The sequence below is a fragment of the Bradyrhizobium sp. CCBAU 25360 genome, assembly GCF_028128695.1.
Lineage (GTDB): Bacteria > Pseudomonadota > Alphaproteobacteria > Rhizobiales > Xanthobacteraceae > Bradyrhizobium > Bradyrhizobium ottawaense.
Genome location: NZ_LBJA01000001.1, coordinates 166,958 through 179,444, shown reverse-complemented (window position 1 = coordinate 179,444; position 12,487 = coordinate 166,958). Strand labels below are relative to the sequence as shown.

At 64.9% G+C, this 12,487-nt stretch carries 7 protein-coding genes; 5 read left to right on the top strand and 2 right to left on the bottom strand.

Annotated elements, in window-relative coordinates; genetic code table 11:
• Positions 1-5 precede the first annotated feature (5 nt).
• The gene (locus tag XH81_RS00735) at positions 6-1,268 is read right to left on the bottom strand and encodes an MFS transporter (protein ID WP_028143360.1); all 1,263 of its coding nucleotides are present in this window, start codon (positions 1,266-1,268) and stop codon (positions 6-8) included.
• A 374-nt stretch (positions 1,269-1,642) separates the two neighbouring features.
• On the opposite strand from XH81_RS00735, the gene XH81_RS00730 reads away from it, so the two are divergent.
• The 4 genes from XH81_RS00730 (at position 1,643) to XH81_RS00715 (ending at position 10,563) form a co-directional block, all read left to right on the top strand.
• Positions 1,643-4,777, top strand: a complete 3,135-nt coding sequence (locus tag XH81_RS00730) for a CHAT domain-containing tetratricopeptide repeat protein (RefSeq protein WP_271595632.1) — start codon at positions 1,643-1,645, stop codon at positions 4,775-4,777.
• Between the two features lie 183 nt (positions 4,778-4,960).
• A complete protein-coding gene (locus XH81_RS00725; RefSeq protein WP_028143359.1) occupies positions 4,961-8,278 on the top strand; it encodes an adenylate/guanylate cyclase domain-containing protein in 3,318 nt (1,105 codons plus the stop codon).
• A 21-nt stretch (positions 8,279-8,299) separates the two neighbouring features.
• Complete coding sequence (locus XH81_RS00720; protein ID WP_028143358.1) at positions 8,300-8,980, top strand: redoxin domain-containing protein; 681 nt, start codon at positions 8,300-8,302, stop codon at positions 8,978-8,980.
• Positions 8,981-9,117: 137 nt separating this feature from the next.
• Positions 9,118-10,563 carry an adenylate/guanylate cyclase domain-containing protein gene (locus tag XH81_RS00715; RefSeq protein WP_028143357.1) on the top strand — a complete coding sequence of 482 codons (1,446 nt, stop codon included), beginning with the start codon at positions 9,118-9,120 and terminating at the stop codon, positions 10,561-10,563.
• Between the two features lie 5 nt (positions 10,564-10,568).
• Here the strand turns inward: XH81_RS00715 and XH81_RS00710 are convergent, their stop codons facing one another.
• On the bottom strand, positions 10,569-11,408 hold the full coding sequence (locus XH81_RS00710) for a uroporphyrinogen-III synthase (protein WP_028143356.1): 840 nt from the start codon (positions 11,406-11,408) through the stop codon (positions 10,569-10,571).
• Between the two features lie 175 nt (positions 11,409-11,583).
• Between XH81_RS00710 and purU the strand changes: the two genes are divergently transcribed.
• Positions 11,584-12,447: a formyltetrahydrofolate deformylase gene (gene purU / locus XH81_RS00705; RefSeq protein WP_028143355.1), complete on the top strand. Its 864-nt coding sequence runs from the start codon at positions 11,584-11,586 to the stop codon at positions 12,445-12,447.
• Positions 12,448-12,487: the final 40 nt, after the last annotated feature.

Here is a 12,487-nt window from a genome sequence, read left to right as displayed (position 1 = left end):
CGCGGTCATCGCGCATTGGCGGGTGCATGGACCGGCCAGAGGTCGGCGCGCCAGCGGATGGCGATCGCCAGCATCGCGATGAAGCCGGCGGCGGCATAGAGCGAGCCCGTCGCGGAATAACCAATGATGTCGATCAGGCTGCCGGCGGCGAGCAATCCGATCGGCAGGCCGTAGATCACCATCATGCGCACGCCCATCACCCGGCCGCGAAGGTGTGCGCTCGCGGTGCGCATCAGGATCACGGCCGCCGAGATCATCGACATGCTCTGGGCGATGCCGGCGAGCATGAGGCAGGCCATCGCCACCGGCATGGTCCTGACCTCGACGAATACCAGCAGCATCGCGTACCAGGCCAGCGTCGCGCCGATCAGAAGCCGCGCAATGCGCAGTCCGCCGACCAGGCTGAGCGTGATGGAGCCGATCAGCGAGCCGACCGCGAAGCTCGCCGAGAGGTAACCGAGGCCGGTCTGGTCGGTATGAAAGATCTCCCGGGCGATGTAGGGCAGCAATCCGCCAGTGAAGGGAAATGCGGTGAGATTGGCCAGGAAGGCGACGCACAGCGCCGCACGCATTCCCGGGCCACTCCAGGCGTAAACGATCCCTTCCTTCAGATCGCCGAGCAGCCGCGAGACGGCATGGCTATTCGCTGGAAGATCGCTCGTGATGACGGTCCTCTTGGGCCGGGTCAGGCACAGCATGAGAAGCGCGGCCACGAAGTAGAGACAGGCAATCGCCACGTAAACGAGGCCAATGCCGAGGACGGCGAACAGCCCGGCGCCCGTCAACGCTCCGGCGATGCGCGCGCTGTCCTGGGTCGTGCGCGCAACGCTGATGGCGCCCACCAGCTGCTCGGCCGGCATGATCTCGGCGAGCAGCGCGCCGCGGACGCCGAGATCCGAGGGGCGAATCAGGCCCATGACCGCGACGATGATCATGACGCTCAGCGGCGACAGATGACCGGTCAGCGCCAGAACCATGATGGTTGACGAGAGCACAGTATAGGCAAGACGCATCGCGACCAGAAGATCGCGATGACCCATGCGGTCGCCGATCATGCCGAACACCGGCGCGACCAAGGTCCCGACGAATTGGAGCGAGGCAAGCACGGTGAGCAGCAGCACCGAGCCGGTCTCGACCAGGATGTACCAGCCCAGCACCAGCGTCTCGATCTCGAACGCCCAGGATGTGAGCAGGTCGGACGGCCACTGGAAGCGATAGTTGCGGATGCGGAATGGCGCGAGCGCCGACGGCCGCGCGGCTGCGCTCAAGACGCGATGACGCGTGTCACGGCGAATCCCTTGCCTTGTTGTTTCTTCTTTCCGATCAGCAACGTAGCGTTGGCGACGCGCGTGTCAATCGGACCGGCCGCATGCTGCCATGCATGGCTGCATCAGCACGTCCGCTGCAGGCGCGTGACCGGTCCGTGCGAATGTCTTCCCCTGGTTTCTGCGATCGGTTCGTCCATGGACGCAGGACGCGGTCATAGTGTCTTCATCTTGCTGTGGCCCAACAGGTCGCGGGCGCGGGGAATCGGAGCGATCGCAGCATGTGGGTACGGTGGCCGAGGTTTGCCGCGCAGTCTTTTTGTTTTGTACTTCTCGTAAGCGTCATGGTCTCGCCGGGGCAGGCGGGGTCGCAAGACATGTTGGCGCTGATGCAGCGCATTACGGCGCTGGCGAAGGAGGGCCGCTACGGCGAGGCGGTCGGCTTGGCGAGGAAGCTCGTCGTTGAGGCCGAGAAAAGCACGGGGCGACAATCGCCCCTGACCGCGACCACGCTGGTCGTGCTGGGGCAGGCGCTCCAGACGAAAGGCGAGACCACCGAGGCCGAAAGCGTGCTGAGGCGGGCCCTCGTCATTCGCGAGAAGAGCCTCGGTCCCAATCATCCCGATGTCGCCGCCGTGCTCGCCACGCTGGGCCAGATCGAGCTCGGCCAGAACAGGCTCGGCGATGCCGAACGCGACTTGTCGCGCGCGATCGCCATCGACGAGAGCGTGCTGGGCCCTGACCATCTCACCACGGCGCTGGCGCGGATGCAGCTCGGCAATCTCCGTCACCGCCAGATGAAGGAGACGGAGGCGCTCGATCTGTTCAACCGTGCGCTCGTGGTGTTCAGGAAGTCTCCGGGACAGGCCGACATCATGATCCCGGTGACCTTGAACAACATCGCGGAGGTCAATCGGGCGCAAGGCCGGTTACAGCAGGCCGAGGCGAGTTTTGCCGAAGCGCTTGTGCTTCAGGAGAAGCAGCATGGCCCGGACAGCATCTATCTGACAGCGACCCTCAACAATCTCGGCGAGCTCCGCCGTGCGCAGGGACGGCTTCCGGAGGCCGAGCAATTGGCCCGACGGACTTTGGCTATCAGGGAGAAGGCGCTCGGACCTGATCATCCCGATGTCGCCGCCAGCCTCAACAATCTGGCCCTGGTGTTCTCGCGCGAGGGCCGGGACGCCGAGGCCGAGGGGCTGCTGACCCGCGCACTCGCCATTCAGGAGAAGGCCGTCGGGAAAGCGCATCCGAACGTGGCGACGGCATTGAACAACCTTGCGGAGGCCTGGGCCCATCTCGATCGCAAGCAGGAGGCGGAGCAGCTGTTCCGCAAGTCGCTGGCGATCCGTGAGAAGGCGCTCGGGCCGGCACATCTGGATGTCGCGATCGCGCTTGACAATCTGGTGACGCTGATGAGCGAGGCCGATCGTTACGCCGAGGCCGAACCGTTCGCGCGCCGGTCGCTTGCGATACGCGAGGCCGCGCTCGGGGGGTCTCACCCGCTGATCGCCAACAGTCTCAACAATCTGGCCGTCATTCTGGACAGCACCGGCCGGCCGCAGGAGGCCGAGCCGCTGCTGAAGCGCGCGCTGGATATCCGCCTGCGCGCTCTCGGCGAGCAGCATCCGGATGTTGCCAACAGCTTCGCCAATCTCGGCGCCCATCATATCGATTTGAAGGATTGGCAGCAGGCCCGCGACGCGTTCGCGCGCGCGGTCGCGATCCAGAACGGCCGCCGCGCCGCCGAGCAGGAGAGCCGCGGCGATGTGAAGGTCCATGAAGAGACCAATCCCTATCCCGGACTGATCGTAGCCGCCTATAACCTCGCGAGCGCCAATGCGGGGCAGGCCGGCGCCTTGCGATCGCAGGCGTTCGAAGCGGCGCAATGGATCGGTGACGAGCAGGCTGCGCGGGCGATTGCCGGCATGTCGGCCCGCATCGCCGATGGCAGCGGGGATCTCGCCGCGCGCGTCCGCGAGCGGCAGGATCTCGGCGCGCAAGCTGTCGCGACCGACAAGATGCTCGTGGCGGCGATCTCGCAGGCGGATGCTGCGCGCAACCCGGCGGCGGAGCAGGCGCTTCGTGCCCGAGCCTCGGCCATCTCAGGTCAAATCCGGGAACTGGATCGCTCAATCGCTGCGCAGTTTCCGGACTATGCAGCGCTCGTAACGAAGGCGCCGATTGCGATCGAGGATGCCCAGAAGCAGCTTCGTCCCAACGAGGCGATGTTGCTGTTCACGACGACGTCACGCGCCACCTTCGTCTGGACCGTGACGCGCTCGGACGTGCGCTGGCATTCGGCGGATCTCGGCGAAAAGCAACTCGCTGAGGCCGTCGGTGCCTTGCGCTGCGGTCTGGATACGGATGCATGGCTGGACAAGGCGACCACATGTCCGCAGAAGCTCGGCCGCAAGGCCCCGCTTGGGGCGGACGAGCCATTGCCGTTCAACCAGGAGCGCGCCTTTGCGCTCTACCAGGCGCTGCTCGGGCCTGTCGCTCGCGACATCGATGGCAAGGAGCTGATCCTGGTGTCGTCGGGGCCGCTGGCGACGCTGCCCTTTCAGGTCTTGCTGACCGAGAAGCCGGCTGCCGGCCAGGACCTCGCGAAGGCGCCCTGGTTGGTCCAGCGATTTGCCACCACAGTGCTGCCTTCAGTCTCCAGCCTCAAGGCATTGCGGCAGGTCGCACGCAAGAGCGCGGCGTCGAAACCGTTTCTCGGCATCGGCAATCCCGTGCTCGACGGCGATGGCCGCAGCGATGTCGCGATGGCGCGTGCCAAGCTGGCGCGCCAGATTCAGACCTGCGCCGTCCTCCCGACGCAGGCGACCCAGGTCGCACAACGGAGCTTGCGCGCCGTGGACGCGCTGTCGGGCGGCACCGCGGACATCGTGCAGCTCAGGCGGCAGATGCCGCTGCCGGAAACTGCGCTCGAACTGTGCGCGGTGGCCAGCACCTTCGCGCCCGTCAAAGGCGACGTCGTCCTCGCTGGCGACGCCTCCGAGACCAGGATGAAGACGCTCGGCCAAAGCGGCGATCTCGCGAAGTATCGCATCCTGCATTTTGCGACGCATGGCGCGCTTGCGGGGCAGGTGCGCGGCTCGATCGAGCCAGGACTTATCCTCAGCCCGCCAGCGGCGCCGACGTCCACCGATGACGGCTATCTCTCGTCGTCGGAGGTATCCGGTCTCAAGCTCGATGCCGATTGGGTGATCCTGTCGGCCTGCAACACTGCTGGCGGGCAGGCCGCCAATTCGGAGGCCTTCTCCGGTCTTGCGCGGGCCTTCTTCTATGCCGGCACGCGCGCGCTGCTGGTGTCGCACTGGGCGGTGAACTCCGACGCCGCGGTCGCCATCACCACCGGCACGATCGACGCCATGAAGACGCATCCCGATATCGGCCGAGCAGAGGCGCTGCGTCGCTCGATCTCGGCACTGATCACCAAGGGCGGCGAGAGCGCGCAGCCCGCAACTTGGGCGCCCTTCGTGCTGGTGGGGGGCGGCGCCATCTAGCGGTTCAGCGCGCCGCCGCGCGCTGAACCGGCTGTTTGCGGGGATGAGTGAAGCGGCGCTCGCGGCCGTTAATCAACCACCGCTTGCTCTTCCTGCACGACGAGCCCATGCTTGTCAGGTCGCTGGGCCCATCCGACAGGTCCAGTAGACCGCGTCATCGCGGCTTCCGCGGGGTCTTGACCCATGAACTGCTCTTGCTGCGGTTCCGAGGTTCAGAGCGGCTTTGCCTTCTGCCCGAAGTGCGGCACGAAGCAGCCGAACGCGTGCCCCGGCTGCGGCTATGCATGCGCTCCGGATTTCACGTATTGCCCGAAATGCGGCGCCCTCGTCAGTGAACCCCCCAAAGCCGGGGGACAGGCGCAGCCGGGCCGGTCGACAGCGCCGGTCAGAGCGTCGTCACCGCCGCTGGCGCCGGCGGTCGACCCTCACCAGGCTTTTCGACCGCAGCCAGACAGGATGGACAACGAAGCCAACCGCCGCACCATTACCGTGCTGTTTGCCGATCTCAGCGGCTTCACCGCGATGAGCGAGCGCCTCGACCCCGAGGTCATGCAGGCCCTTCAGAACGAATTGTTCGAGGAGCTGACGGAAGCGGTGCAAGGCTTTGGCGGCTTCGTGGACAAATTCATTGGCGATGCGCTGCTGGCGCTGTTCGGCGCGCCAGCAGCGCACGAGGACGATCCGGAGCGGGCGGTCCGTGCTGCACTCGACATGATCAAGCGGACGGAGCAGCTCAGCGAGCGCGCGAAGGTCTATGCCGGCGCACCGCTGCTGCTCCACATCGGCATCAATACCGGGCACGTGGTTGCGGGCGGACTGGGTGTGGGCGTTGCCAAGTCCTATTCGGTAACCGGCGACACGGTGAATACCGCGCAGCGATTGCAGTCGATGGCGCCGCCGGACGAAGTGCTGGTCGGGCCCTTGACCTACCGCCTGACCCGGCATGCGTTCTCGTATGAATCGCTCGGCGAGGTCTCGCTCAAGGGCAAGATGGGCAGTGTCCTGGTCCATCGTCTCAAGGGACCGCTCGACACGCCGCGTGCGGCGCGAGGCCTCGACACGCTGGGCCTCAGTGCGCCGCTGATCGGCCGCGACGTCGAGCTTGCCCGCATGATCGGCAGTCTCGATCGCGCGTGCGGCGGTGCGGCGCAACTGGTGCGGCTGGTCGGCGAAGCGGGCATCGGCAAAACGCGCCTGGTGAACGAATTCGTCGCCCGCATCCGCGATGAGGAGCGCTTCGCAGGTGTGGCGATCCGGCAGGCCGCCTGCTCGCCCCTCGGCGAACAATCCTACGGCACGCTCGCCGCGGTGCTGCGCAGCGCCTATGGCATCGCGCAGAAGGCCAGCGCCGCGGCGGCTGAGGCCAGGCTGGCTGAGGCCCTGTCGGAGCTTGGCCTTCCGGCCGAAGAGGCAGAGCGGCTGATGCCGCTCTATGTCCATGTCCTTGGCCTCGGCGGCCCGGACGCCGCATTGCAGCACGTCGAGCCCGAACAGCTCCGGCGGCAGATATTCTTTGCGATCCGGACCGTCTTCGAACGGCGCCTGGCCTTGTCACCGCTTCTGATCATCGTCGAGGATCTGCACTGGGCCGATGCCGTCTCCCTCGAGGCGCTGCGGTTCCTGATGGACCGGCTGGAGCGCACGCGGTTGATGCTGTTGTTTACGCATCGGCCAATGCTGGAGCTGGATCAGTTCGGTTCGGGCCGGATCAGCCACACGACCCTTCGATTGCTTCCGCTCGGTGACGCCGACGGACAGAACCTGCTGGCGGCTTATTTCAGTCACGGTTGGCGCGAGCCGCCGGGAAATCTGTTCAGTCGAATCCTGGAGCGCGCGAGCGGCAATCCGCTTTTCCTCGAGGAAATCATCCGCGGTCTCATCGAGGCCGGCGCCTTGGAGCGTGACGGCCCGCAGTGGCGGATAAAGTCGGATGAGGCCGCCGCCGACATCCCGGCAAGCATTCAGGCGCTATTGCTGGCGCGGCTGGACCGGCTGCCGCATGAGGTGCGCCGGCTGGCCCAGGAGGCCGCGGTGATCGGCCCGCGCTTCGACGCGGCTCTGCTCGGTGCGACGGCAACCGGGCCGGCGAAGGTCGAAGTGGGCCTCGAACTTCTGTGCGACGCCGAGATTGTCGAGGAGGTTGCGGGCGCAAACTCGATCTCGCTGCGATCCTACCGTTTCACGCAGACCATGCTGCAGGACGTGATCTATCAAAACCTGCTCTTGCAGCGGCGGATCGAGCTCCATGGACGGATTGGTGCCGCGCTGGAGCGGCTCTATGGCAGCGAGCCCGAACGGCTCGAGGACCTCATCCTGCTGGGCCATCATTTCAGCCTGAGTGCGCACAAGTCGAAAGGCGCCCGCCATCTGCGCGCGGCCGGCGATCGCGCACGCGCGACCTATGCCAATGACGATGCCATCCGTCTCTATCAGCAGGCCCTCGCCATGTTGTTGACCGGCGGCGAATGCGTGCCGGAGCGCCTGCTTCTGTACGAGCGGATCGCGGACCTCTGCGCCGCGGCGGGCCGCCGCAACACGGCCGAGGAGCACTACCAGAGCGCGCTGGAGGGGCATCGCGCCACAAAGGACCGCATTGGCGAAGCGCGAATCCTTCGCAAGCTTGGCAGGTTGTTGTGGGACGCCGGCAAGCGGATCAACGCAGAGAGGCATTACGCCGAGGCGGCTGACCTGCTTGGAGGGACCGATGCGCCGATCGAACGGGCGCACCTCTTGCAGGAGCGCGGCCGTCTCGCGTTTCGCATGGGCGATCACGTGGCCGCCGCGACATGGGCGGACGAGGCGCTTGGCTACGCCCGATCCGTCCCGGCGGACGCGGACGAGCAGGCCGGACTCGAGGCGGCGCGCGCCATTGCCGAGGCTCTCAATACCAAGGCGGTTGCACTGGCGCGGCTTGGACGACACCAGGATGCGGTGCGCGAAGTGGAGCAAAGTGTCGCGGCGGCCGAGGCCGCCGGCCTTCTCAATGTGGCCTGCCGCGGCTACACCAATCTCAGCGTGCTCTACACGATTGTCGACCCGGCGCAAGCCATTGATGTATGTCGGCGCGGACTGGATGTCGCGCATCGTATTGGCGATCTCGGGTTCCAGGCGCGTCTTCTCGCCAATTTCGCCGTTGCCTGTTGCACCTTCACGGACAAATGCACCGAGGAAGGGGTGCCGGCTGCCGAAAAGGCAATCGAGATCGACCGTGCGCTCGATCAGCGCGAGCATCTCCCCGTGCCCCTGATCGTGCTCGGGCAAATCCATCAATGCCATTTCCGGCCCGATCAGGCCGCCCGCTGCTACAATGAGGCGATCAAGGTCGCGAGCGAAACCGGCGAGCCGCAGCAGCTTTTTCCGTGCTATGATGGTCTCGCGACGCTGAACCTTGATCGCGGCGACATGCCCGAGGCCGAGCGGTATTTCGCGCTGGCCGATGACGTCTGCACCAGGCACGGGCTTGATCCCGCCGGACTGATTGTACTGCCATTTCTTGACTAGGTCATGTGAAGGAGTTCAACCATGCCAGAACGTCATGTCGATGGACCGCTGCAACCGGGTGATCGCGCACCGAACATCGTGCTGGATGCCATCACCCGCGAAGGGAAGATCGCGCTCGATGATTTTCGCGGGCAAAGTCCGATATTGGTCGGCCTGTTTCGAGGCCTGCACTGCCCGTTCTGCCGCCGCCATATCGCGGCCCAGGCGCAGCTTGACGCGGCCCTGCGCGACAAGGGCGTTGAAAGTCTGACGGTCGTCAATACGCCGATCGAGCGCGCTCGGCTCTACTTCCGTTATCACCCGTTGCCCAATCTGCTTGCCGCGTCCGATCCCGAGCGGGTCTCGCACCGCGCGTTCGGCCTGCCCAATCTCGAGTTCACCGAGAAGGAAACCGAGTGGCCGCGCAAGGTGGGCATGGATGTGGTCATGGGCATGCAAGTTGACATTCCCGGAGAATTGCCCGGGCCGATGAATCGTTTGGCAGCCGCCGAGCAGCTCAACAACAAGGATGGCTACGAGATGATGGAGGCCGATCAGCGCATGGCTGCAACCGGCCAGGGCCAGCTATTCGGCCAGTTCCTGCTCGATCGGGAAGGGGTCGTGCGCTGGGCCTTTACAGAAGTTCCGGAAGGCGGCCAGCGCATGTTCGGGATGCCGAGCCCGGGTGAGTTGATGTCGGCGGCTTCGCAGGTGGCGGGCTAGACATCGTCGCGCGGTTGGCGTGGTGCTCTCGACCGCAGCAGGCACGAGCCGGTGCGCTCGAGGTGGTGCCGCCGTTTTCGCGCCCACGCCTGCGCGTGACGAACGATTAATCCGAGCGCACTTAATCCGAGCGCACAATGACCGACATTCAGGAAAGGCTCCTCGAAAGCAAGATGACCGAGATCGAGCGGGCCCGATCCTGGAGCCCCCGCGTGATCTCCAAATTCGAAACGCTCATCAGGAGCGGTGACGATCTATCGCTCTACCGCGTCAATCCGCTGGCATTCGCGCGCGACCGCGCCATTGCAGAGCCGGAAAGCATTGACCTGTTTCTCTATGCGACGAGAAGCGGGCTATTCGAGATGAGCTGGGATGTTGTTTGTCCCCAATCCGGGATGGTGCTCGATAGCTTCGGCGCCTTGCGCACGCTCAAGACCCACTATGTTTGTGGTTTGTGCGACGTCACTGGCGAAACCGATCTCGACGACTTCATAGAGGTCACGTTTACGGTGTCGCCCCAGCTTCGGCGGCTTCCGTTTCACGATCCTGCCTCCCTCTCGGTCGAGGATTTCCATTGGAAGCTTCGATTTCTGAATGACGCGCGGATACCTGGCCAACAAATCCGATTTCTCGACTATTTGCATGCGTTCGTTCGCGGCCTTTCGTTCTTGCCGCCAGGCTCCGCCACGACCATTCGTTGCGAACTCGGTCCCGGCGCTCTGGCGGGGGTCAATATTCAAACCCAGGCTGCGTTCGCCGTTGCGGTGGCCGGCGAGCCGACAACCTCGCCGACAATCTTGCGAGTTGGATACGATGGGCAGCGCTTTTCCCCCTCGCTGGCCGCCGTGCCGCCCGGCCCCGTCATTGTCGAGGCGGAGAACCGCGGATCCACGCGAGGCTCCCTGCTCCTGATCAACTGGCCGCCTGAGGTTTTGGCTCAAGCGATCAAGCCGCCGCTTGATTTCGAGCCCTACATGTCCGGCGGGATGTTGCTCGCGAGACAGACGTTTCGCCGCCTGTTCCGGTCAGAACGCGTGGACGAAAGGGAGGGCCTGGGAATCCGGCAGGTGACCCTGCTGTTCACGGATCTCAAAGGTTCGACCGCCATGTACGAACGGCTCGGCGATCTCAATGCCTATGCGCTGGTCCGCGAACATTTTGCTTTGCTCGGTGCGACCGTTCAGGAACATTCCGGTGCCATCGTCAAGACGATCGGCGATGCAGTCATGGCGGTCTTCTCTCGCCCGACAGACGCGATCTCGGCGGCGCTCCACATATTGGGGGAAATCGAACGCTACAATTCCGACCACGGCGATCCGAGCATCATCCTGAAGATTGGAGCCCATTGCGGCCCCTCCATCGCCGTGACCCTGAACGACAATCTGGATTATTTCGGCCAGACCGTAAATGTTGCCGCGCGTGTCCAGTCGCTGGCGGATGCGGGCGAGATTTGTATCTCGGAGGCGCTGTATTCGGCGCCGGGAGTGAGCGATCTCCTTTCCGGGCATGCAATCGCGGTGTTTGAAGCTCCTCTTCGCGGCGTTGAAGGAAATGCCAGCGTGTATCGTGTCGTGCCCGGGTAGGACCCTTACCTTCCTTGCCGGGGCAGCTTCTCCGCGAGCGCGGCTGCCATCGCCGAGATCAGAGGCCGCATGAAATAGGCTTCATCGGCCGGCGAGACGTCCGTGCGCAGTCCATGGGCAGCAAGCTCACCCGAAACCGCCGGGCCCACCGACGCAATCAGCGTCCGGTCGAAGCCGGCGCGCAGCTTCGCCTCGCTGCCATGCGCCTTGGCGGCCTCGATCAGGCGGCGGACCTGGCCGAGATTGGTGAGCGCGACGGCATCGATCCGCCCCGCGGCCATGTCGTCGATGGCGGTGACGATGTTGGCATCCGCTGCCTTGGAATCGTAGGCATAGGGCAGCACGGCATCGACCTCGGCGCCTTGCGCGGCAAGGGCGCCGATCAGCGCGCCATGGTCCTTGTCGGGATAGAGCTGAAGGCCAAGGCGCCGGCCCTTCAGGTCGAGCTTGCCCAGCATCTCCATCACGCCCTCGGTGGTCGGCTTGCCCGTGGTCTGCTGCGCTTCGAGGCCGACCTCGCGCAGCGCCTTGCCGGGCTTCGGGCCGCGGGTGAATTTTCGCGATCCGGCGAGGGCTGCGACAAACGCGCCGTCGAGCCCACGCGCCCGCGCGAGCTTCATGATCCGCCGAAGGCCTTCGCCGGTCATCAGCACAAGGTCGTCAAGGGGCTTGTCGGTGGCGCGGCGGATCCAGGCCTCGACCGGAGCAGGGTCCGGTGCATCCTGGATGGTAAACATCGGGCATTGCACGACCTCGGCGCCTTGCTCGCCCAGAAGCTTCGAGAACTGCGCCTCCTCGCGCGTTTCCAGGATCAGGATGCGGTAGCCGTTCAAGCGTTCGGCCATGGGCGTACTCCGGGCAGTTAAAGCAGTCGTCCGTTCATCCTGACTCCGCGCTTCAGGTCGAAGCAAGTCTTGGGATTGGCGCAAGGGGACGTCGGTGATAGAGCAGGGCGCAAATCGCGGGTCGTTCCGCATCATTTGCCCAAACCTTCATCAAGAGCCAAGCCTGTTCATCAACATGCCCGATCATCAATATGTCCTGACCCTGTCCTGTCCGGATCGTCCCGGCATCGTCTCGGCGGTGTCGACGTTTCTCGCCCACAACGGACAGAACATTCTCGATGCTCAGCAGTTCGACGACATCGAGACCAAGCAGTTCTTCATGCGCGTGGTGTTCACCGCGGCCGATCTCGCCGTGGAACTGTCGGCGCTGCAGACCGGCTTTGCCGCGATCGCCGAGCGTTTCGGCATGGACTGGCAGATGCGCGATCGGGCCGCGCATCGCAAGGTGATGCTGCTGGTGTCGAAGTCGGACCACTGCCTGGTCGACATCCTCTATCGCTGGCGCACCGGCGAACTGCCGATGACGCTTGCCGCCATCGTCTCCAACCATCCGCGCGAGGTCTATGGCGGGCTCGATTTCGGCGGCATTCCGTTCCACCATCTGCCGGTGACCAAGGAGACCAAGCGCGAGCAGGAGGCACAGATCCTCGACCTCGTCGCCAAGACCAGGACCGATCTGGTCGTGCTCGCCCGCTACATGCAGATCCTGTCGGACGATCTGTCGGCGCAGCTTTCGGGGCGCTGCATCAACATCCATCACTCGTTCCTGCCGGGCTTCAAGGGCGCAAAGCCCTATCACCAGGCCCATGAGCGCGGCGTCAAGCTGATCGGCGCCACCGCGCATTACGTCACGCGCGATCTCGACGAAGGTCCGATCATCGACCAGGACGTCGAGCGCATCAGCCATCGCGACACGCCTGAGGATCTCGTTCGCAAGGGCCGCGATATCGAGCGTCGCGTGCTGGCCCGCGCGATCCGCTACCACCTCGACGACCGCGTCATTCTCAACGGCCGCAAGACCGTGGTGTTTGTGGATTAGCGAATAGTGAGTGGCGAGTAGCGAATAGAAGGGGTGGCCA

Coding starts and splice junctions, on each gene's coding strand:
- XH81_RS00730 (WP_271595632.1), top strand. CDS start 1,643: ATGTTGGCGCTGATGCAGCGCATTACGGCGCTGGCGAAGGAGGGCCGC.
- XH81_RS00725 (WP_028143359.1), top strand. CDS start 4,961: ATGAACTGCTCTTGCTGCGGTTCCGAGGTTCAGAGCGGCTTTGCCTTC.
- XH81_RS00720 (WP_028143358.1), top strand. CDS start 8,300: ATGCCAGAACGTCATGTCGATGGACCGCTGCAACCGGGTGATCGCGCA.
- XH81_RS00715 (WP_028143357.1), top strand. CDS start 9,118: ATGACCGACATTCAGGAAAGGCTCCTCGAAAGCAAGATGACCGAGATC.
- XH81_RS00710 (WP_028143356.1), bottom strand. CDS start 11,408: ATGGCCGAACGCTTGAACGGCTACCGCATCCTGATCCTGGAAACGCGC.
- purU (WP_028143355.1), top strand. CDS start 11,584: ATGCCCGATCATCAATATGTCCTGACCCTGTCCTGTCCGGATCGTCCC.